The 23,564-nt window shown below is 73.1% G+C and carries 6 protein-coding genes and 1 pseudogene; 1 reads left to right on the top strand and 6 read right to left on the bottom strand.

All coding sequences use genetic code 11. The features are described from left to right. Positions 1-27: 27 nt before the first annotated feature. From V6U90_RS27045 to V6U90_RS27025, 5 genes and pseudogenes are all read right to left on the bottom strand, one after another. A complete protein-coding gene (locus V6U90_RS27045; RefSeq protein ID WP_334442390.1) occupies positions 28-1,254 on the bottom strand; it encodes an alanine racemase in 1,227 nt (408 codons plus the stop codon). Further along, positions 1,251-4,367: an AMP-binding protein gene (locus V6U90_RS27040; RefSeq protein WP_334442388.1), complete on the bottom strand. Its 3,117-nt coding sequence runs from the start codon at positions 4,365-4,367 to the stop codon at positions 1,251-1,253. Before V6U90_RS27040 ends, V6U90_RS27045 begins: the two co-directional genes overlap by 4 nt. 41 nt (positions 4,368-4,408) lie before the next feature. Further along, positions 4,409-4,657: a phosphopantetheine-binding protein gene (locus tag V6U90_RS27035; RefSeq protein ID WP_334442386.1), complete on the bottom strand. Its 249-nt coding sequence runs from the start codon at positions 4,655-4,657 to the stop codon at positions 4,409-4,411. Between the two features lie 30 nt (positions 4,658-4,687). Next, a complete protein-coding gene (locus V6U90_RS27030; RefSeq protein ID WP_334442383.1) occupies positions 4,688-5,623 on the bottom strand; it encodes an ACP S-malonyltransferase in 936 nt (311 codons plus the stop codon). A gap of 174 nt (positions 5,624-5,797) precedes the next feature. Beyond that, positions 5,798-14,224, bottom strand: a pseudogene (locus V6U90_RS27025) (SDR family NAD(P)-dependent oxidoreductase); the annotation flags it as partial. 408 nt (positions 14,225-14,632) lie between these two features. On the opposite strand from V6U90_RS27025, the gene V6U90_RS27020 reads away from it, so the two are divergent. Next, entirely contained in the window at positions 14,633-15,532 is a 900-nt protein-coding gene (locus tag V6U90_RS27020) for a proline iminopeptidase-family hydrolase (RefSeq protein ID WP_334442377.1), read from the top strand. A 141-nt stretch (positions 15,533-15,673) separates the two neighbouring features. On the opposite strand, the gene V6U90_RS27015 is transcribed toward V6U90_RS27020, so the two are convergent. Next, positions 15,674-23,564 (bottom strand): type I polyketide synthase (locus tag V6U90_RS27015; protein ID WP_442933681.1); only part of this gene is annotated, 7,891 nt, incomplete at its 5' end.

The following is a 23,564-nucleotide window of genomic DNA, read 5'->3' as shown; positions in this document are numbered from 1 at the left end:
TCTGCGCCGACCCGGTGACGGGCCGGGTCAGGCCCGGACCGGGACCCGGTTGGTTTCCAGCCGGGTGGCGGCGACCACCTCGCCGCCGGAGACGAAGACCTCGACCGGCGCGGGCCGGCTCAGGAAGGTGACCAGGCTGGCGCTGAGCCCGTACCCGCCGATGTTGGGTACCCGCACCACGTCGCCCGGGACCAGGTCGGCGGGGACGGTCACGTCCCGGCCGAGCAGGTCACCGGGGGTGCAGAGCGGGCCGGCCAGGGTGGCCTTCTCGGTACCGTCGGTGCCGGTGCGCTGCACGGTGACCGACAGCGGCAGCAGCCGGCCCAGTCCTGCCATCCCGCCGAGGGTGTTGATGCCGGCGTCGAGGACGAGGAACTTCCGGCCCCGGCTGGTCTTGATGTTGGTGACGGTGGTGAACAGTTCACCGCAGTCCCCGGCCAGGTAGCGGCCGGACTCGACGGCGAGCTGCGGGGTACCGGACCGCCACTGCGGGAGGTGCAGGTCGAGCGCGTCCGCCAGCTCAGCCCGGACCTTGGCGTAGACCGGGCGGTCACCGGGCACCGTGTACGGTGCGGCGAACCCGCCACCGATGTCGAGGAACCGCAGCGGCAGGTCGTGTTCGGCCTCGATCCGGGCGGCCGTGGCGATGCTCTGGCGGAACTCGGCGATCAGGCTCTCCTCGTCCCGCGCGTTGCTCAGCGGGTAGAAGTGCAGCCCGACGATCCGGGTGCCCGGCACGGCCCGGAACTGCGGCATCAGCTCCGGCAGGGTTTCCGCGTCGACACCGAACTGGGACGGCGTACCGGTCATCCGGATGCTGGTGGTGGCGGCCGACGAGTCGCTGTTGATCCGCAGCAGGCAGTCCACGGTGATGCCGTGCGCGGTGGCGACCGCACCGACCCGGCGCAGGTCGCCGAGGGACTCGACGGAGAACTCGCGTACCCCCTGGGCGCAGGCCCAGGCCAGTTCTGCGGTGGTCTTGCCCGGCCCGCCGTAGAGGATCCGGTCGGCGGGGTGCCCGGCCTCCAACGCGGCGGCCAGCTCGCCGAGCGAGCAGACCTCGGCGCGGCAGTCGCCCTCGCCGGTACGCAGCGCCCGGACGATCTCCGGGTGCGGGTTGGCCTTCAGCGAGTAGAAGATGTCGAACTGTTCGGGCAGGGTGGCCCGCAGGTCCCGCCGGGCGGCCCGCAGCCGGTCGAGGTCGTAGACGTAGAGCGGCGAGCCGTACGCCGCCACCAGTTCCTCGGGGGTCACCGGGTCTCAGCCTCCACCATCGCGGTCAACTGCTGCTTGGCGCTCTTGCCGTTGAGGGTGAGCGGGAACTCGGCGAGTACCCGGCAGACCGCCGGGACCTTCGCCGGTTCCAGCCGGACGGCCAGCTCCCGCAGCACGGTGGTCGGCGGCAGGTCGGCGGCGACGAAGATGGTCAGGTCCCGGGTGTCGGTCGGGGGCAGCACGGCGGCGGCCCGTACCCCGGGCACGTCCATCGCGGCGGCCTCGATCTCGATGCTGCTCATCCGGGTGCCCTTGCGCTTGAACATGTCGTCGCGGCGGCCGGAGAAGTAGAGGTAGCCGTCCGCGTCGACGTTGCCGTAGTCACCGGTGTGCAGCCGGACCTCGCCGTCGGGGTGGAGCCGGAAGGTGCGGGCGGTCAGCTCGGGCAGCTTCCAGTAGCCGGCCATCACGTGCGGGCCGGTCACCACGATCTCGCCGACCTCACCGGGCGGCAGTTCCGCGCCGTCGGCGTCGAGGATGCGTACCCGGGTGCCGGGCAGTGGCCGGCCGACCGACCCGGGCCGGTCGAACTCCTCGTACGGCGGCATGATGCTGATCCGCTTGCACTCGGTGGTGCCGTACATCCGGACCACCTGCGCGCCGGGCAGGCTGGCCCGCAGCCCGTCGATGACCGCCTGGGGCAGCGCCGCACCGGTGTTGGTGACCATGCGCAGCGAGGTTGGTCCGGGGTCCCGGGCGAGCAGCTTGACCAGTGCGGTGGCCAGTGACGGCACCGCCGGGAAGACCGTGGCGCCGGTCTGCCGGAGCTGCCGGAGCAGCCGGACCTCCGGCTCGTCGGCGGCGAGCGCCAGTTCGGCACCGGCCAGGGTGGCCAGCAGGATCTGGTAGAGCCCGTAGTCGAACGAGAGCGGCGACCGGCAGAACACCACGTCGTCCGGGCGGTAGCCGAGCATCGCCTGGATACCGGCGGCGGCGAAGGCCACCGGCGCCTGGGGCAGCACGACGGCCTTGGGTGCGGCGGTGCTGCCGGAGGTGTACATGAACGCGACCGGGTCGTCGGGCTGCACGTCGGCGGAGCCGACCGGGGTGGCGTCCGCGCTCTGCACGGCCGCCCAGCAGTCGGCGATCTGCACGGCGGGTACCGCGCCGAACCGGTCGCCGGCCGGCGCGGCGACCAGGGCCAGCACCGGCTCGGAGTCGGTGATCACCGACCGCAGGTGGAAGTCCTTCATGCCCGGGTTGAGCGGTACGAAGACCGCGCCGAGCCGGGACAGCGCGAACCAGAGCGGCGCGGCGTGCCGCATGTTCGGCAACTGCACCAGCACCCGGTCGCCGCGCCGGACGCCCTGCCCGCGCAGCCAACCGGCGGTGGCGTGGCTGAGCCGGGCCACCTCGGCGTACGTCCACGCGCCGGTCGCGTCGCTGATCGCGGTGGAGTCGGGCCAGGTCGCGGCGGCGGTGTCCAGGATGTCGTGCAGGTACCGGGCCGGCTGGTCCACCCGGCCGGTTCCGGCTTCGGCGTCGGGGGTCATCGGTGCGCTCCCACTTCCGGCCCCGCCACCGGCCGGTACGGCCAGCAGGGCGGCGGCCCGCTCCTTGAGTGCCTTACGGTCGGTCTTGCGGTTGGGGTTGAGCGGCATCTCGCCCAGGTGCTGGTAGTGGCGGGGCAGCATGCCCGCCGGCAGGGTGTCGCGCAGGTGCCGGGTGATCGTGGCGGCGGTCAGCGGCTCGCCGGTGTGGAAGACGAACAGCCGTGGCTCGCCGTCGACCACCGGCGCGACGGCCGCCGCGTCGGTCACCCCGGGGCAGGTCCGCACCGCGTGGGTGATCTCCGACAGCTCCACCCGCAGGCCGGAGATCTGCACCTGGTCGTCGGCCCGGCCCAGGTAGGTCAACTCGCCGTCGGGGAAGTGCCGGACCCGGTCGCCGGTGCGGTAGTAGGTCCGCCCGTCGTGGTCGGCGAACCGGCCGGCGTTCTCGGCCGGGTCGAGGTAGCCGGCGCACATCTGCGGGCCGGTGACGCAGAGTTCCCCTTCCACCGGGTCGGGTCCGTCGGTGTCGACCGGCCGGTCGTCCGGCCCGAGCAGCAGGTGGTCGTGGCCGGGGTGCACCGGCCCGATCGGCACGATGCCGTTGGCGCTGCGCTGCGTGGACGCCTCCGACCAGCGGTGGCCGGAGACGGTGATGGTCAGTTCGGTGGGCCCGTAGAGGTTCTCCACCGCCGCGTCGGGGGCGGCCCGCTGCCACTCGTCGGCGTCCACGCAGCGCAGCGGCTCACCGGCGAAGAAGCTGTAGCGCAGCCCGGCCAGCGCACCGGAGGCCAGTCCGCCGGTGCGGCGTACCACGTCGATGGCGCTCGGCGCGGAGAACCAGACGGTCAGGCCGTGCTCGGCGGCGAACGCGGGCAGGGTACGCAGGCCGCGCAGCGGCACCGGCAGCACACACGCGCCGGAGCCCCAGGCGCTGAACAGGTCGAACATCGCACAGTCGAAGGTCAGGTCGAACGTCTGGGAGAAGACGTCGTCCGGGCCGAAGTCGTACCGGTCGTCGATGATCGAGAAGTAGTGCCGGTTGCTGGAGTGCCGGATCCGTACCCCCTTGGGTACCCCGGTGGAGCCGGAGGTGAACAGGATGTACGCCGGGTCGTCCGGGTCGGCGGGGCGCGGCGCGGTCAACGCCAGCTCCGGCCGGGGGCGCAGGACCCGGCCGCCGCCCGCCCCGTCCGGGGTGAGGATGGCGGCGCCCTCCGGCAGCAGTTCCGCCGCCGCCCCGGCGCCCCGCTCGTCGGTGATGACCGCACCGACCCCGGCCGCGGTCAGCGCGTACCGGTTGCGGGCGTCCGGGAAGTCCGGGTGCAGCGGCACCACCGCCGCGCCGGTGTAGAGCGCGGCGAGCGTGCCGAGGTACGCCTCGGCGGACTTGTTGGCGAACACCCCGACCGTGGCCGGGGGTGCGGACAGTTCACCGAGCAGGGTGCCGGCCCAGGTGAGGGCGGTCTCGTGGGCCTGCGCGTAGCTGACCTCCCGCCCGCCGACCCGGAACGCGGGACGGTCCGGGGCGATGGCCAGACCACGCAGGAAGCGACCGTGCAGCGTCGCGTCGAGCCGGTTCGTGGCTGCCGTACCGGTCATGGGTGTCCTCCTCTCCTGGTGGCGGGCGGTCGGTCCGGCGGTCAGACCGCAGCCGGGCGGAGACCGTTGAGGACCGACCAGAGCGAGCCGACGGTCTCGAAGGTCTCCCGGGTCAGTGCGTCGTCGACGAAGGCCACCCCGTACTGCCCCTCCAGGGCGGTGAGCAGGTCGACAATGCCGAGCGAGTCCAGCCCGTGGTCGGTGAGGTTGGTGTCGGGGGTCAACGGCTCGTCGGCCGGCAGGAACGGCAGGTGGCCGCGGAGGATCTCCTCGAACTGCGGGTCAGTCATGACGGGTCAGGGGTCCTTTCTCGGTTACGGTCAGCGCCCAGCCGGAACCGGCTGACGTCGGGGTTGCATGGCCAGCCGCGGGTTGACCGCGACGACCTCGAAGTTGCGCACCACGCAGTCGACCCGGCCGAACATCGCGTCCTGGCCGACGACCAGGACCTTCCCGACCAACCGGTCGCGCAGCGTGGCCACCGCGTCCGGCCAGCGGACCGGCCGGACGAACCCGTCGAGCACCAGGGTGCGTACCTGGTCGGCGGTGGTCAGCAGCTCACCGGTCTGGTCGGAGACGATCGGCACCGCCGGGTCGGCGAAGGTGAACCCGGGCAGGATCTCGTCGCGGACCGTGGCGTGCAGGCCGGTGAACAGGGACGAGTGCATCGGTGGGCGCATCGCGTAGAGCGGCAGGCCGCCGACGGAACGCAGCCGGGTGACGAACCAGTCGACCGCGCTCTCGCGCAGGTTGACCATGTGGAAACCGGCGTCGAGGTGGCAGGCGAACTCGTACCACTCGCCACGTTCGGTCAGCTCGGCCAGTACCGGTTCGAGCTTGTCCTCGGGTACCCGGACGAAGGACTGGGTGACGATGTCGGTGTGCTGAATGGCGAAGTAGTCGTCGAGTACCCGGGCCAGCCGGGCGGTGAGCAGGACGGTGTCCTCGAAGGACAGCGCGCCGGTGAAGCCGGCCACCGTCTTCTGCCCGAAGCTGGCGCCGGTGCACAGGGCCGGCTCCTCGTCGAGGTGCTGGCGCGCCCACTCGGCGAGGGCGAGGCAGTTCACCAGGAAGGCCACCTGGGCGGCCTCGTCGTAGTCGGTGTCGGCGTCGGCGAAGCGGTCGATGACGGAGTAGCCGAGCACCTCGTCGGCCCGGCGCAGCAGCCGGCGGGCGATCGGGTTGCCGACCATGAACCTGCCGACCTCGGGGAACCGGCTCGGTCCCATGCCCGGGAAGACGAAAGCGGTGTCCATGGCAGACCCTCCGTGGGTAGCGGCGCCGTCGGCGGCGGCGGGGTCGGATTCACCCGTACGCCGGGACAGGGACCGGTCAGTAAGAACTCTCTGGTACGAGCCGGGGTCAGAGAACCCCTAGCCCCTCCCCGGCTCCCCTAGGCGGAACCGGGGGCCGGGGACGGGCGGTCGAGGTCAGAAATCGTCGTCGTCGTCCTCGTCGTCCTCCTGCGCGGCGATCAGCTCGTCCCGCAGGAACTCCGCCATCTCCTCGGCGGTCGGGTAGTCGTAGATGAGGGCGATCGGCAGGTTCTCCAGGCCGGTGATGATGCTGACCCGCTTACGCAGCTCGACCGAGGTCAGCGAGTTGAAGCCGAGATCCATGAAGTCGGCGTCGACCTCGATGCCCTCCGGGTCGTCGTGCCCGAGGGTCACCGCCATCTGGCCCCGGATCATCTCGGTGAGGATGCCGACCCACTCGGACCGTGGTACTGCCGCCAGGGCCTCGGCCAGCCGGGGGTCCATGCCCTCCTGGGCTTCCTCCTCGGCGGTCGCCGCGTCGGTCGGGGTCGCCTCCGCCTCGGCCGGGGCCGCCGGTCGCCGCCACTGGGCCAGCGCCGGCAGCAGGGTACGCAGCGCCTCCTGCTGGGCCTCGTCGAGCTGGAGGCTGCGGGTCACCTCGTCGGCGTCCCCGCGTTCCACCGCCGCCCAGAACTCCGCCTCGGCGGCCGTGGCGCCGGCTTCCCACAGGTTGCCCGACTCCAGCCAGTAACGCTGCCGCTGGAAGGCGTAGGTGGGCAGCGGCACCCGGCGGGCGCCCGGGAAGAACGCCGCCCAGTCCACCGGGACTCCCCTGGTATGCAGCACGCCGAGGGCACGCACCAGGGTCTCCGGCTCGTCCCGGTCCCGTCGGGACGCGGCGACCAGCGTGACGTCCTTCGCCCCGGTCAGGCAGCCCTCGCCCAGCGCGGTGAGTACCCCGTCCGAGCCGATCTCCAGGAACGTGGTGGCCCCGGCGTCGTGCAGGGCGCGTACCCCGTCGGCGAACCGCACCGCCGAGCGGACCTGCTCCACCCAGTACCCGGCGCCCGGCGGCTCCTCGCCGGCCGGCCAGACCCGGCCGGTGACCGTGGAGACCAGCGGCACCTGCGGCGGGTGGTAGTGGATCTGGTCGGCGACCGTGCGGAGCTCGTCCAGCATCGGGGCCATCAGCGGCGAGTGGAACGCATGCGACACGGTGAGCTGCTTCGTCTTGCGGCCCAGTTCCCGGAAGTGGGCGGCCACCTCGGCCACCGCCTCCTCGACACCGGAGACCACCACCGACTCGGGTCCGTTGACCGCGGCGATGCTGACCAGATCCTCGCGGCCGACCAGCAGCGGCAGCACCTCCGTCTCGGTGGCCCGGACCGACACCATCGCCCCGCCGGCCGGCAGGGCCTGCATCAGCCGGCCCCGGGCGGCGGTCAACCGGGCCGCGTCGGCGAGGGTGAGCACCCCGGCGGCGTGCGCGGCGGCGATCTCACCGATCGAGTGGCCGAGGACGTGGTCGGGGCGTACGCCCCACGCCTCCACCAGCCGGTGCAGGGCGACCTCGACGGCGAACAGGGCCGGCTGGGTCCAGCCGGTCTGGTCCAGCAGGGCCGCCTCCGGGCTGTCCGGCTCGGCGAACACCACCTCCCGCAACGGCCGGTCCAGGTGGGCGTCCAGCTCGGCGCAGACCGCGTCGAACGCCTTGGCGAAGACCGGGAACGTCTCGTACAGCGCCCGGCCCATGCCGGCCCGCTGGGCGCCCTGGCCGGTGAAGAGCAGGGCCAGCCCGCCGGCGGTGACCCGGCCGGCGGTGACGCTGTCGGCCGTACCGCCGGTGGTGACGGTCCCCAGACCGCGCAGCAGGTCGTCCCGGCCGGTGGCCAGCACCACCGCCCGGTGGTCGAAGGCGGATCGGGTGGTGGCCAGCGAGAAGGCGAGGTCGGTCAGCACCGGTTCCGGCTGCCCGGTGAGGTACGCCCGCAGCCGGTCGGCCTGGGCCGCCAGCGCCTCCCGGGTCCGGCCGGAGAGCACCACCGGCACCGGCGCCCCGGTGCCGGGGTCGGTCGCCGGTGCGGGCTCCGGGGTGGCCGGCGCCTCCTCCAGTACCACGTGCGCGTTCGTGCCGGAGAAGCCGAAGCTGGACACCGCCGCGCGGCGGGGCCGGTCGCCCCGGCGCCACGGGCGGGCCTCGGTCAGCAGTTCGACCGCACCGACACTCCAGTCGACGTGCGGGGTGGGCTCGTCGACGTGCAGGGTCCTCGGCAGCATGCCGTGCCGTAACGCCTGCACCATCTTGATCACCCCGCCGACCCCGGCGGCGGCCTGCGTGTGACCCAGGTTCGACTTCAGCGAACCCATGAAGACCGGGCGGTCGGCGGCGCGGTCCCGGCCGTACACCGAGAGCACCGCCTGCGCCTCGATCGGGTCGCCGAGCGGGGTACCGGTGCCGTGCGCCTCCACCACGTCCACGTCGGTGGCGGCGAGCCCGGCGTTGGCCAGCGCGGCGCGGATGACCCGCTGCTGGGACGGGCCGTTCGGGGCGGTCAGCCCGTTGGAGGCACCATCCTGGTTGGTTGCCGAGCCCCGGATCACCGCGAGCACCCGGTGGCCGTTCTGCTGGGCGTCGGAGAGCCGTTCCAGCAGCAGCACACCGGCCCCCTCGGACCAGGTGGTGCCGTCGGCGGCGGCGGCGAACGGCTTGCACCGGCCATCCGGGGCGAGCGCCCGCTGCCGGGAGAACTCGATGAACGAGGTCGGGGTGGCCATCACGGTCGCGCCGCCGGCCAGCGCCAGGGAGCACTCCCCCTGCCGCAGCGCCTGGGCCGCGAGGTGGATGCTGACCAGCGACGACGAGCAGGCGGTGTCCACGGTGACCGCCGCGCCCTCCAGGCCCAGCGCGTACGACACCCGGCCGGAGACCACACTGCCGGAAGTACCGGTACCGAGGAAACCCTCCACCCCCTCCGGCACCGACGGCAGGCCGGTCGCGTAGTCGTGGTACATCGAACCGGCGAACACCCCGGTCTGGCTGCCGCGCAGGGTGACCGGGTCGATCCCGGCGTCCTCGATGGCCTCCCAGGAGGTCTCCAGCAGCAGCCGCTGCTGCGGGTCCATCGCGGTGGCCTCGCGGGGTGAGATGCCGAAGAACGCGGCGTCGAAGTCGGCGGCGTCGGGCAGGAAACCGCTGGAGTTGACGTAGCTCTTGCCGGCCGCTTCCGGGTCCGGGTCGTAGAGCCGCTCCACGTCCCAGCCCCGGTCGGTGGGGAACGGGCCGATCGCGTCGCGTTCCGCCGCGAGCAGCGTCCACAGCTGCTCCGCGTCGGTGACGCCGCCCGGGTAACGGCAGGCCATGCCGATGATCGCGATCGGCTCGTCGCTGGCCGACCGGGTGGGTACCACCGGGGTCGGCTCGACCCGGCCGTCGAAGAGTTCCGCGTGCAGGTGGGCGGCCAACTCGGCCGGGGACGGGTAGTCGAAGACCAGGGTGGCCGGCAGGCGCAGCCCGGTCGCCCGGCCGAGCCGGTTGCGCAGCTCCACGGCGGTCAGCGAGTCGAAGCCGAAGTCCTTGAACGCCCGGCCCGGCTCGATGGCGGTCGCGGCGCCGTACTGGAGCACCGAGGCGACCTCGACCCGGACCAGCTCCAGCACCGCCTGGGCCCGTTCGGCCGGGGTCCGGCCGGCGAGGGTACGGACCAGGTCCGAACCGCCGGCCGAGCGGGCGGCGGCCCGCCGGGCCGAGGAACGGATCAGCCCGCGCAGCAGGTGCGGCGGCTCGTCGGCGTCGGCCCGCCGGGCCAGCACGCCCAGTTCCAGCTTGACCGGGACCAGGGCGGCGACCGGCGCGGTGACCGTCGCGTCGAGCAGGGCGAGCCCCTCCGCCTCGGTGAACGCACCGAATCCGGTACCGGTCATCCGGCGGCTGTCCACGTCCCGCAGCCCGTCGACCATGCCCTGCTGCCACGGCCCCCAGGCCAGGGAGACCGCCGGCAGCCCGGCCGACCGGCGTACGGCGGCCAGGGCGTCGAGGAAGGCGTTTGCCGCCGCGTAGCTGGCCTGACCGGCGTTCCCGAGCACCCCGGCCGCCGAGGAGAAGAGCACGAACGCGCTCAGCTCGCGGTCCCGGGTCAGCTCGTGCAGGTACCAGGCGGCGTCGACCTTGGGGCCGAGGACCCGGTCCACCCGCTCCGGGGTGAGCGCGTCGATCACCCCGTCGTCGAGTACGCCGGCCGCGTGCACCACCGCGGCCAGGTCCGGCACCCCGGCGACCACCTCGGCCAGCGCCGCCCGGTCCGCCACGTCGCACGCGGCGATGGACACCTCGGCGCCCAGGCCGGTCAACTCGGCGAGCAGATCGGTGGCGCCGGGGGCGGCGACGCCGCGCCGGCTGAGCAGGATGATCCGGCGTACCCCGTGCACGGCGACCAGGTGCCGGGCGACGAGCGCACCGAGTCCGCTGGTGCCGCCGGTGACCAGCGTGGTGCCGTCGGTGTGCCAGCCCTTCTCGCCCTGTCCGGCGGGCTCGTTGATGTGCCCGGCGGGCTCGGTGAACCGGGTGAGTCGGGGCGCGAGGAGCCGGCCGGCGCGGACCGCCACGTCGGGCTCACCGGCCGCCAGCACGGCGGACAGCACCGGCTCGACCTCCGCCGTGCCGGCCAGGTCCAGCAGGATCATCCGGTCCGGGTGTTCGGCCTGCGCGGACCGCAGCAGACCGCGTACCGCCGCCCCGGCCAGGTCGGTGACCTGCTCGTCCGGGGAGACGGCGACCGCGCCCCGGGTGACGACCACCAGCCGGCTGTCGGTGTACCGCTCGTCGGTGAGGAACTGCTGGATGGTGGCGAGCGCCTCGTGCACGGCACCGTGGGTGTCGACGACGGTGTCGCCGGTACCGGCCGGCAGGGTGAACACGACCGGCGCCGGGCCGGTGCCGGTGGCGTCGGTGGTGTCGACGCTGGCGACCGGCGTTTCCGGCGGCGCCTCGGCCAGCGGGGACCACTGCACCTGGTAGAGGGAGTTCGGGATGCCGGCGGCCGGGCGGAGCTGATCGGCCGAGAAGGCGCGCAGCAGCAGGGAGTCGACGGTGGCGACCGGCGCCCCGGCCGGGTCGGTGGCCAGCACCCGCACGGTGTCCGCGTCGACCAGGGTCAGGCGTACCCGCAGGGTGGTGGCGCCGGTGGCGTGCAGGGTCACCCCGGCGAACGCGAACGGCAGGTGCGCCGCCCCATCGTCCGTACCGGCCAGCGCCAGGCCGTGCAGGGCCGCGTCGAGCAGGGCGGGGTGCAGACCGAAGCCGTCGGCGCTGGTGCCCTCGGGGAGTTCCACCTCGGCGAGGATGTCGTCACCGGCCCGCCAGACCGCCCGGACGCCCTGGAACACCGGTCCGTAGCCGAGGCCCAGGCCGGACATCGTCGGGTACAGCGTGTCGACGTCGACCGGCTCGGCGCCGGCCGGCGGCCAGGCGGTCAGCTCGGCGGGTGCGGTCGGGGTGGCCGGGGTGGCCGGGGTGAGTACGCCGGTGGCGTGCCGGGTCCACTCCGTGTGCTCGCCGTTGGTGCTCTCCGGGGTGGAGTAGATGTTCAGCGGTCGGCGGCCCTGCGCGTCGGCTTCGCCGACGGTGATCTGGACGTGTACCGCGCCCGAGGCGGGCAGCACCAGTGGCGCCTGGAGGGTCAGCTCGTCCAGGGTGTCGCAACCCACCCGGTGACCGGCGTGCAGGGCGAGTTCCACGTGCGCGGTACCGGGCAGGACGATGGTGTCCATCACCTGGTGATCGGCCAACCACGGATGCGTCGCCACACTCAGCCGACCGGTCAGCACATGCTCGTCCGCCCCGGCCAGCGTCATCGCCGCCGCCAGCAACGGATGTTCGGCAGCGGTCATGCCCAGCCCGGTCGGGTCGGCCGGCACGCTCGCGGTGGCCTCCAGCCAGTACCGCTGGTGCTGGAACGCGTAGGTGGGCAGCTCGACCCGCTTCCCGCCGGTCAGCAGGGCGGAGAAGTCGACGCTGATGCCCCGGGCCCAGAGCGAGCCGAGGCCGGTGGTGAAGGTCAGCGCGGCGTCCCGGTCCTTGCGGACCAGCGGGATCGCGGTGACATCCGCCAGGATCTGGCCGGTCAGCGCGGTCAGGATCGCGTCCGGACCGATCTCCACGAACGTGACCACACCGGAAGCGTGCGCGGCGGTCACCGCATCGGCGAAGCGGACACCCGCCCTGACGTGCTCCACCCAGTAGTCCGGATCCGCCCACACACTCGCCGTGGTCAACTCGCCGGTCACCGTCGACGCAACAGTGGTGTCCACAACGCTGTAGGTCAGCCCGGCGACCACCGTGCGGAACTCGTCCAGCATCGGCGCCATCAACGGCGAATGGAACGCATGCGACACCGACAGCCGCTTGGTCTTCCGACCAAGCTCACGGAAGTGTTCGGCGACCTCCTCCACCGCCGGCTCGGCACCGGAGATAACCACGGAGGTAGGGCCGTTGACCGCACCGACACCCACCTGGTCATCCCGGCCGGCCAGCAGCGGCAGGACCTCGGCCTCGGTGGCCTGCACCGACACCATCACCCCACCACTGGGTAGGGCCTGCATCAACCGACCACGAGCCGCCACCAGCCTCGCCGCATCAGCGAGCGACAGCACACCCGTCACGTGCGCGGCAGCGATCTCACCCACCGAATGACCCACAAACACCGACGGCTTCACACCGAACGACTCCGCCAGCCGGAACAACGCCACCTCAACCGCGAAAACCGCCGGCTGGGTCAGACCCGTCTGATCCAGATCCCCACTGCCGTCGAACACCACGTCACGGACCGAGACACCCAGCAACGGGTCAAGCTCAACGCACACCGCATCGAACACCGATGCGAACACCGGGAACACGTCGTACAGACCACGACCCATCCCCACCCACTGCGAACCCTGACCAGTGAACAACGCACCGAGAGGATCTGCGCTGACCGAAACCGGGGAGACATCGGCCAGACCGGCGGCCAGCTCAGTCAACTCACGACCAGCCACCACCGCCCGGTACTCGAACACCGACCGGGTGTTGACCAGCGACCAGGCCACATCACGCGCGGACAGCTCCGGACGCGCGTCCACGAACTCACGTAGCCGCACCGCCTGGGCGTGGACCGCCTCGGGCGTACGACCGGAGAGCACCCACGGGACGGCGCCCGAGCCGACCGGCTCCGGGGACTCCTCGACGACAGCCTCCGACTCGGCCGGCGCCTGCTCCAGGATGACGTGTGCGTTCGTACCCGAAATGCCGAACGACGAGACACCCGCCCGGCGCGGCCGGTCGACCGCCGGCCACTCCCGCGCCTCGGTCAGCAACTCCACCGCGCCCACCGACCAGTCGATGTGCGGCGACGGCTCGTCCACGTGCAGCGTCCTCGGCAACACACCGTGCCGCATCGCCTGCACCATCTTGATCACCCCGGCAACACCCGCCGCCGCCTGCGTGTGACCCAGATTCGACTTGACCGCACCCAACCACAACGGCGCATCGGCAGGACGCCCCTGCCCATAGGTCGCCAGCAGCGCCTGCGCCTCGATCGGGTCACCCAGGTTGGTACCCGTACCGTGCGCCTCGACCGCGTCCACGTCGGCCGGCTCCAGCCGGCCATTGGCCAGCGCGGACATGATCACCCGCTGCTGCGACGGACCGTTCGGCGCGGTCAGACCGTTCGACGCACCGTCCTGGTTGACCGCCGAGCCGCGCACCACGGCCAGGATCCGGTGCCCGTTGCGCTGCGCGTCGGAGAGCCGCTCCAGCACGAGTACGCCGACGCCCTCGGCCAGGCCGGTGCCGTCGGCTGCGGAGGCGAAGGGCTTGCACCGCCCGTCCGGGGCGGCGGCCCGCTGCCGGGAGAAGTCGATGAAGGTGTTGGGGCTGGCCATCACGCTCGCGCCACCGGCCAGGGCGAGGGAGCACTCCCCGGCGCGGAGGGCCTGCACCGCCAGGTGCAGTGCCACCAGCGACGACGAGCAGGCGGTGTCCACGGTCACCGCCGGGCCCTCCAGCCCGAAGACGTACGAGATGCGCCCGGAGGCGACGCTGCCGGAGGTACCGGTACCGAGGAAGGACTCGACGCCCTCCGGTACAGACCGGACGTCGGTGGCGTAGTCGTGGTACATCAGCCCGGCGAAGACCCCGGTGTCGCTGCCCCGCAGGTCGACCGGGTCGATGCCGGCCGACTCGAACGCCTCCCAGGACGACTCCAGCAGCAGGCGCTGCTGCGGGTCCATGGCCAGGGCCTCGCGGGGCGAGATACCGAAGAAGGTCGGGTCGAAGTCACCGGCCCCGTCGACGAAGCCGCCCTCGCGGACGTAGGAGGCACCCCGGGGGTCGGCGTCCGGGCCGTGCAGGGACTCCAGGTCCCAGCCCCGGTCGGTGGGAAAGGCACCGATGCCGTCGACGCCGTCGAGCAGGTTCCGCCACAGGTCGTCGGGGTTGCGGACGCCGCCCGGGTACTGGCAGGCCATACCGACGATGGCGATCGGCTCTGCGTTCCTGCTCTCCACGTCGGACAGTCGCTGCCGGGTCTGCTGCAGTTCGGCAGCCGCCCGCTTGAGGTATTCGCGGAGTTTGTCCTCGGTGGCCATGTCTCTCATACACCTCATAAAGTCGACAGTTGCGCGGACGACCTTTTCTGCCCGACGTATGGCAGTCGGCTCAGCAGGCGGCGCAATACCACCCGGCGCGCACGCCTGAGCGATATCCGCCCATGGAAACCCTTATTCAGAGGCCCGGATCGGAGAAACCCCTAGGCTCCCCACAACTCGCCCCTAACCTCGTCAGGGCGTGATCGGGTGTGCGCAGTGAGACACGAGACGCCCTGCCCGCAAGGCTTTCGGGGACGTACGCTACATCGGGACCGGCCACCACCGGACCCGTACGGCGGCAGGACGCAGCCGGTCGCGTCAGCACCATCCGTACGTAACAAAGGATTGCCGCAGAATCACTTCGGACCCGAAACAACAGAGGGACAGAGAATGTTCGCACCGCCGAGCGTAGAGGGAAATGCTCCCTTCGACGAGGGCCACACGTGGTATCGGGTCACCGGCGACCTTGAATGGGGCAATCCCCCACTCGTGGTCCTGCACGGCGGCCCGGGGAGTACCCACGACTATCTGTTGAGTCTCACCGGGTTGGCCGCCGACGGGTGGCCGGTCGTGCACTACGACCAGCTCGGCAACGGCCGGTCCACCCACCTGCCCGAGCGGGGCGCCGACTTCTGGACGGTACCGCTCTTCCTGGCCGAGCTGGACAATCTGCTCGACCATCTCGGCATCACCGAGGACTACGTCCTGTTCGGGCAGTCCTGGGGCGGCATGCTCGCGGCCGAACACGCGATCCGCGATCCGGAGGGACTGCGCGGGCTGGTCATCGCCAACTCCCCCGCCTCGATGCCGCTGTGGCGTTCCGAGGCGGCCCGGTTGCGTACCGAACTCCCGCCGGAGGTGCAGGAGACGCTGACCCGCCACGAGACGGCCGGGACGACCGACAGCCCGGAGTACCGCAAGGCGGCGTTCGCCTACTACCAACGGTTCGTCTGCCGTACCGAACCGCTGCCGCCGGAGCTCGCGGCGACCTTCATGGCCCTGGAGAACGACCCGACGGTCTACTCGACGATGAACGGTCCCAACGACTTCCATGTCATCGGTACGTTGCGGGACTGGTCGGTGGTCGGCCGGCTCGGCGCGGTCAATGCACCCACCCTGCTGATCAGCGGCCGGTACGACGAGGCCACCCCGGCCACCGTGCAGCCGTTCTACGACGAGATCGACATGGTGGAGTGGGAGGTCTTCGAGGAGTCGAGCCACCTGCCGCACCTGGAGGAGCCGGAGCGGTTCGTGAAGGTGATGCGGAGCTGGCTGACCAACCTCGGCTGACCAACGTCGGCTGACGAGGCCGGGCCATGAAGACGGTGGGGTGTCCGCGTGCTGCGGACACCCCACCGTCTTCTCGTGCGTCGCGTTAACAAGGGCCCCTTCCTCTACCAAAAGCGATAAGAAGGGGCCCTTCCTTACACCTCAGGTGTTGTCGATCAGGGCGAACAGGTCGTCGTCGCTGGCCGAGTCGAGATCCTCGGCGGCCGGCGCGTCCGGTGCTGCGGTCAGCTTGGCGAGGCTGTCCTTGAGGCGGACCGCCAGCCGGTTGCGGACGGTGTCGTCGGCCAGGGCGGCGAGCGCCGCCTCCAGCTTGTCGATCTCGGCGACCAGGGCCTGGACCGCAGCCTCCCCGTTGCCCTCCCCGCCCAGTTCGGCGGTGAGGAACTGCGCGACGTGGTCCGGGGTGGGGTGGTCGAAGACCAGGGTGGCGGGCAGCCGCAGCCCGACGGTGTTGCCGAGCCGGTTCCGCAGTTCGACCGCGAGCAGCGAGTCGAACCCGAACTCCTTGAACGGCCGGCTCGGCGTGATCTCCTCACCGGAGGCGAAGCCGAGCACCACGGCGATCTGCTCCCGGACCAGCTTCAGCAGCGCCTCCTGCCGCTCCTCCGGGGCGAGCGCGGTCAGCTTCTGCCGCAGCGCCGCACCGTCGGTGGCCCCGCCCGCCCGGCGGGCCGGTACCCGGACCAGGCCCCGCAGCAGGGCAGGTACCTCCCCGAAACCGGACCCGGAACCGGAACCGGAACCGGAACCGGAACCGGAACCGGAACCGGAACCGGATGCGGCGGCACCGGCCAGCGCGGCCACGTCCAGCCGCATCGGCACCAGCACCGGCAGGTCGACGCCGAGCGCGGTGTCGAACAGCGCCAGCCCTTCGGCCTCGGTGAGCGGGGCCAGCCCGTTGCGGGCCATCCGCTGCACGTCCACCTCGGTGAGCTGGCTGGTCATGCCGTCCCCGGCCGTACCGACGGCCAGGTTGCGCGCCCACAGGCCCCAGGCGAGGGACTGGGCGGGCAAACCGGCGGACCGGCGGACCACGGTGAGCGCGTCGAGGAACGCGTTCGCCGCCGCGTAGTTACCCTGCCCGGCGTTGCCGAAGGTCGCCGCCGCCGAGGAGAAGAGCACGAAGCCGGCGAGGTCGAGATCCCGGGTCAGGTCGTGCAGGTTCCAGGCGGCGTCCACCTTGGGCCGCAGCACGGTGTCGAGCTGACCGGGGGTCAGCGCAGCGACCACGCTGTCGTCGAGCACACCGGCCGAGTGCACCACGGCGGTGAGCGGGTGTCCGGCCGGTACGCCGGCCAGCAGCCCGGCCAGCGCGTCCCGGTCGGCCGCGTCGCAGGCGGCGATGCTGACCGTCGCGCCCAGCGATTCCAGTTCGGCGGCCAGTTCCGCCGCGCCCGGGGCGGCCGGGCCACGCCGGCTGGTCAGCAGCAGGTGCCGGACCGAGTGCTCGGTGACGAGGTGCCGGGCGAACAGCGCCCCCAGGCCACCGGTACCGCCGGTGACCAGGACGGTGCCGTCCGGGTTCCAGTCCCGCGCGGCCGGTTCGATGCTCACCGGCACCCTGGCCAGTCGTGGTGCGGTGAACTGCCCGTCCCGGACGGCGAGCTGCGGTTCGCCGCTGGCCAGGGCGGCGGGCAGCGCGGCCAGCGAGGTGTCGCTGTCGTCGGAGTCGATCAGGACGAACCGGTCGGGGTTCTCCGACTGGGCGGAGCGGAGCAGACCCCAGGCCGCGGCGAGCGCCGGATCGGGCTGCTCGCCCTCGGCCACCGCCACCGCGCCGAAGGTCAGCAGTACCAGCCGGGAAGTGGTGAACCGCTCGTCGGCGAGCCAGTCCTGGGCCAGGGCGAGGGCCTGCTGCACGGTTGCCTTGACCGTGGCGGCCATCCCGTCGGCCGTCGCGGTCACCTTGCGGTGCAGCACCACGACCGGGGTACGGCCGTCGCCGTCCACCGCCTCCTGAAGGCTGGCCAGTCCGGGGTGGGCGGCCACCTGCATACCGGCGCCGGTGAGCACGTCGACGACGCGGTTGTCGTCGCCGAGTACCGCCCAGCTGCCGGTGGACGGGACCGCGCCGGCCGGCGGGGTGACCGCCGCCCAGTCCACCCGGAACAGCGACTCGTGGTACGCCGCGCCCGCCGAGGCGAGCTGCTGCGGCGAGACGGCCCGGACGGAGAGCGACTCGACCGTCAGCACCGGCGCGCCGGTGCCGTCGGTCAGCTCCAGCGCCACCGTGTCGACCCCGGTCGGCCGGAGCCGGGCCCGCAGCCGGGTGGCCCCGGTGGCGTGCAGGGTGACGCCCTGCCAGCCGAACGGGAGCTTCGGCCGGCCGGCCTCGGCGGCACCGTCGGCCTCGGCCAGGCCGATGCCGTGCAGGGCGCCGTCGAGCAGCGCCGGGTGGACGCCGAAGCCGTCCGTGCCGGTGCCCTCCTCCAACTCCACCTCGACGTACAGCTCGTCACCGGCCCGCCAGGCGGCCCGCAGACCCTGGAACACCGGCCCGTACTCCAGGCCGGCCAGCGCCAGCCGGGGATACAGGTCGGCCACGTCGACCGGTACCGCACCGGCCGGCGGCCAGGCGGCCGGACCGGCGGCGGGCAGCGGCGCGCCCGGGGCCAGGGTGCCGGTGGCGTGCCGGATCCACTCCTCGGGTCGACCCGACCCGGCGGTCTCCCGGCCGGAGTGGATGGTGACCGTGCGGCGGCCGGCGCTGTCCGGCTCGCCGACCGCGACCCGTAGCTGCGCGGCCCCGCCGTCGGTGAGGACCAGCGGTACCTCCAGGGTCAGGTCCTCCAGCAGGTCGCAGCCCACCTCGTCACCGGCCCGCAGGGCCAGGTCGACGAAGGCGGTGCCGGGCAGCAGGACCGTGCCGTTGACCGCGTGGTCGACCAGCCAGTCCGGCTGGCCGGTGGCGACCCGGCCGGTGAGCAGCAGCCCGTCCGAGTCGGGCAGCGCGACGACCGCGCCGAGCAGCGGGTGGTCACTCGCGCCGAGGCCGACCGAGCCGACGTCCCCGGCGCCCTGGGTTCCGCCGCCGAGCAGCCAGAACCGCTGGGTCTGGAAGGCGTACGTGGGCAACGGCACCCGCTTCGCGGTGGCGCCGTACGCGGGCCGCCAGTCGATCGGCAGTCCTCCGGCGTACGCCTCGGCGAGTGAGGTGAACACCCGGCGCAGGCCGCCCTCGCCGCGCCGGAGCGTACCGGTGACGGTGGCGGGGCTGCCCAGCTCGTGCAGGGTCTCCTGGACGGCCATGGTGAGTACCGGGTGCGGGCTCATCTCCAGGAAGCTGCCGTACCCCTGCCCGGCGAGTTCCCGGACCGCGTCGAGGAACCGGACGGTCTGCCGCAGGTTGGTGTACCAGTACCGGGCGTCCATGGTCGCGGTGTCGATGAACTCGCCGTACACGGTGGAGAAGAACGGCACGTCGGTGCTGCGCGGCGCCACCGGGGCGAGGACCTCCAGCAGTTCCTCCTCCAGTTCCTCCACCTGGGCGGAGTGCGAGGCGTAGTCCACCGCGATCCGGCGGGCCCGGATCTCGGCGCCCTCGCAGTGGGCGATCAGCTCGTCCAGGGCGGCGACCTCACCGGAGACCACCACCGAGGCGGTGCCGTTGACCACCGCGATGGACAGCCGCGCGTCCCAGCGGGCGATCAGCTCCTCGGCCTGCGCGAGCGGCAGGCCGACGGAGACCATGCCGCCCCGGCCGGCGAGCCGGCGGATCGTCTGGCTGCGCAGCGCCACCACCCGGGCCGCGTCGCTGAGGCTGAGTGCGCCGGCCACGCAGGCCGCCGCGATCTCCCCCTGGCTGTGGCCGACCACGGCGGCCGGCTCGACGCCGTACGACCGCCACACCTCGGCCAGCGACACCATGACCGCCCAGAGCACCGGCTGCACCACGTCCACCCGGTCCAGGCCGGGTTCGCCGCCGCGCAGCACGTCGGTCAGGGACCAGTCGACGAACTCGCTCAGCGCCGCCTCGCACTCGGCGATCCGGGCGGCGAAGGCCGGCGACGACTCCAGCAGGTCCAGCCCCATGCCGAGCCACTGGGAGCCCTGCCCGGGGAAGAGGAACGCCGCCCGGGTGTCCGTACCGGCCGAACCGGTGACCACCTCGGCGGCTGCCGTGCCGCCGGACAGGTCGGCCAGGGCGCGCAGCAGTTCGTCCCGACCGGCACCGGTGACCACCGCCCGGTGTTCGTGCACCGAACGGGTGGTGGCCAGCGCGAAACCGATGTCCCGCAGTGACAGCTCCGGGTTCGCCTCGGCGTACGCCCGCAGCTTCGCGGCCTGGGCCGGGACGGCCTCGGCGGTCCGCCCGGAGAGCGTCCACGGCACCACGATGTCGGCCGGCTCCGGCGCGGCGGCCGGGGTGACCTCGGCCGGGGCCTGCTCCAGGATGATGTGCGCGTTGGTGCCGGAGAAGCCGAACGAGGAGACCGCGGCCCGCCGTGGCCGGTCCACGGCCGGCCACTGGCGGCTGGAGGTGAGCAGTTCGACCGCACCGGCCGACCAGTCGATGTGCGGGGACGGCTCGTTGACGTGCAGCGTCTTCGGCAGTACGCCGTGCCGCAGGGCCTGCACCATCTTGATGATGCCGCCGACCCCGGCCGCCGCCTGGGTGTGGCCGATGTTCGACTTCAGCGAACCCAGCCAGAGCGGGTTGTCGTCGGCCCGGCCCTGCCCGTAGGTGGCGATCAGCGCCTGCGCCTCGATCGGGTCACCGAGCTTGGTGCCCGTACCGTGCGCCTCGACCACGTCCACGTCGGCGGTGGTCAGCCCGGCGTTGGCCAGCGCGGCGCGGATCACCCGCTGCTGCGACGGGCCGTTCGGCGCGGTCAGACCGTTCGACGCGCCGTCCTGGTTGAGCGCGCTGCCGCGCACGATGGCGAGTACCGGGTGCCCGTTGCGCCGGGCGTCGGAGAGCCGTTCCAGCAGCAGCATGCCGGTGCCCTCGGCCCAGCCGGTCCCGTCGGCGCCGGCCGCGAAGGCCTTGCACCGGCCGTCCGGGGAGAGTCCGCGCTGTGCCGAGAAGTCGACGAAGGTACCCGGGGTGGCCATCACGGTGACGCCACCGGCCAGCGCCAGGTTGCACTCGCCGGTACGCAGCGACTGGACCGCCATGTGCGTGGCGACCAGCGAGGAGGAGCAGGCGGTGTCCATGGTCACCGCCGGGCCCTCCAGCCCCAGCACGTACGACACCCGGCCGGAGGCGACGCTGCCGGCGCCACCGGTACCGAGGAAGCCGGCGACCTCGTCGGTCGGCGCGTTCTGGAGGCTGGAGCCGTAGTCGTGGTACATCACGCCGACGAAGACGCCGGTGCGGCTGCCCCGCGCGGAGACCGGGTCGATGCCGGCCGACTCGAACGCCTCCCAGGACGCCTGGAGCAGCAGCCGCTGCTGCGGGTCCATGGCCAGGGCCTCACGGGGTGAGATGCCGAAGAACGCGGCGTCGAACTCGGCGGCGTCGTGCAGGAAACCGCCCTCCCGGGTGTAGCTGGTGCCGGAGCGCAGCGACTCGGGGTCGTAGAGCGCCTCGACGTCCCAGCCCCGGTCGGTCGGGAAGAGACTGATCGCGTCCCGCTCCTCGGCGACCAGGCGCCACAGGTCCTCGGGGGTGCTGACTCCGCCCGGGTACCGGCAGGCGATGCCGACGATCGCGATCGGGTCGTCGTTGACCAGCGCCGGACCGGTGGTGACCTCCTCCGGTGCCGCGCCGAGCAGTTCGGCACGGACGTGCTCGGCCACCGCCGCCGGGGTCGGGTAGTCGAACACCAGCGTGGCGGGCAGCCGCAGCCCGGTGACCGTACCGAGCCGGTTACGCAGCTCGACGGCGGTCAGCGAGTCGAAACCGATCTCCTTGAACGGCCGGTTCGGGTCGATGGCGGACGCCGACGAGTAGCCGAGCACGTCGCTGACCTGGGCGCAGACCAGACCGGAGAGGAGCTTGCCCTGCTCGGCGTCGCTGAGCCCGGCCAACCGGCGGGACAGGTCGGTGGCGGCCGGTGCGCTCGCGGCGGCCCGCCGCCGGCTGCGCACCAGGCCCCGCAGCACCGCCGGCACCGCACCGCCCCCGGTGGAGGAGTTGAGCGTGGCCACGTCCAGCGAGAGCGGCACCAGGGTCACGGCCCCGCCGGCCAGCGCCGCGTCGAAGAGGGCCAGGCCCTCGTCGGCGGCGAGCGGGCGCAGCCCGCCCCGGGCCATCCGCTCGATGTCGGCGTCGGTCAGTTCACCGGCCATGCCGCTGGTCTGCGCGACGGGTGCCCAGAGGCCCCAGGCGAGGGCCTGCGCCGGCAGCCCGTTCGCCCGGCGGTGCAGGGCGAGGGCGTCCAGGAAGCAGTTCGCGGCGGCGTAGTTGCCCTGGCCGGGGCCACCGAAGACGCCGGCCGAGGAGGAGAAGAGCACGAACGCGGCGAGGTCCGCGTCCCGGGTCAGTTCGTGCAGGTTCCAGGCGGCGTCGGCCTTCGGCCGGAGTACGCCGTCGATCCGTTGCGGGGTAAGCGAGGTGACCACCCCGTCGTCGAGCACACCGGCCAGGTGCAGCACACCGGTGAGCGGCTGTCCGGCCGGTACGGCGGCCAGCACGGCGGCCAGTTCGTCGCGGTCGGCCGCGTCGCAGGCGGCGATGGTGACCGTGGCGCCCAGCAACTCCAGTTCGGCGACCAGCTCCGCCGCACCGGGGGCGGCCGGGCCGCGCCGGCTGGTCAGCAGCAGATGCCGGACCGAGTGGCCGGTCACCAGGTGCCGGGCGAACAGCGCGCCCAGGCCACCGGTACCGCCGGTGACCAGCACCGTCCCGTCCCTGTGCCACTCCGGCGTGGACGGGTGCTCCGGCTGGGCCGCGCGGGCCAGCCGGGGCGCGAGGATGCCGTCCTGGCGGAGGGCGAGCTGCGGTTCCCCGGAGGCGAGCGCCTCCGGCAGCATGACCAGCGACGAGTCGTGGTCGACGTCGACCAGCACGATCCGGTCCGGGTTCTCCGACTGGGCGGACCGGACCAGACCCCACCCGGCGGCGGCGGCCAGGTCGGTGACGTCCGCGTCCGGGCCGGTCACGACCGCGCCCCGGGTGACCAGCACCAGCTTCGCACCGGCCAGCTTCTCGTCGGCGAGGAAACCCTGGAGCAGCACGAGCAGGTCACGGACGGCCGGGCCGGGGAGACCGGCCGGGCCCGCCGGCACCGCCGCCAGCACCGCCGTCGGCGCGCTGTCCCGGGCGGTCAGGGCGGCCAGGTCCGGGTACGCCGGCGCGGGCAGCCCGAGGTTGTCGAGTCCGGAGCCGAGCAGCGCCCAGTCGTCCGTGGCGACCGGCGTGCCGGGCTGGACCGGGGTCCACTCCACCTGGAACAGCGAGCCGTACCGGGTGTCCCGGACGGTGAACTGTTCGGCGCTGACCGGCCGGGTCGCCAGGGCGGCGACCGAGGCGACCGGCAGACCGGCCCCGTCGGCCAGCAGCAGGGAGACGCCGCCGTTGGCCGGGGTGATCCGTACCCGCAGCCCGGTCGCGCCGGTGGCGTGCAAGGTGACCCCGGTGAAGGCGAACGGCAGGCCGGCCTGCTCGGTCGCCCCGGTCAGGGCGACCCCGTGCAGGGCCGCGTCCATCAGCGCCGGGTGCAGGCCGAAGCCCTCGGCGCTGGTGCCCTCCGGCAGGGCGACCTCGGCGAGGATGTCGCCCCCGTGCCGCCAGGCGGCCCGCAGGCCCTGGAACACCGGCCCGTACCCGAGTCCGGCGGTGGCGAGCTGCGGGTACAGCTCGGTCAGCTCGACCGGCTCGGCGCCGGCCGGCGGCCACGCGGTCAGCTCGGCGGGTGCGGTCGGGGTGGCCGGGGTCAGCACACCGGTGGCATGCCGGGTCCACTCCGCCTGCTCCCCTTCCGGCATGGAGTAGACGTTCAGTGGCCGGCGGCCCTGCGCGTCGGCTTCGCCGACGGTGATCTGGACGTGTACCGCGCCCGAGGCGGGCAGCACCAGTGGCGCCTGGAGGGTCAGCTCGTCCAGGGTGTCGCAACCCACCCGGTGACCGGCGTGCAGGGCGAGTTCC

Source organism: Micromonospora sp. CPCC 206060 (assembly GCF_036906895.1).
In the GTDB taxonomy this organism is placed as follows: Bacteria; Actinomycetota; Actinomycetes; order Mycobacteriales; family Micromonosporaceae; genus Micromonospora.
Note: the sequence above shows the minus strand (reverse complement) of the source record. Positions and strands in the feature narration are given on the sequence as shown.

Bases quoted from the DNA above. Each gene is read 5' to 3' on its own strand.
- V6U90_RS27040 (WP_334442388.1), bottom strand. From the start codon at position 4,367: ATGACCGGTACGGCAGCCACGAACCGGCTCGACGCGACGCTGCACGGT.
- V6U90_RS27035 (WP_334442386.1), bottom strand. From the start codon at position 4,657: ATGACTGACCCGCAGTTCGAGGAGATCCTCCGCGGCCACCTGCCGTTC.
- V6U90_RS27030 (WP_334442383.1), bottom strand. From the start codon at position 5,623: ATGGACACCGCTTTCGTCTTCCCGGGCATGGGACCGAGCCGGTTCCCC.
- V6U90_RS27020 (WP_334442377.1), top strand. From the start codon at position 14,633: ATGTTCGCACCGCCGAGCGTAGAGGGAAATGCTCCCTTCGACGAGGGC.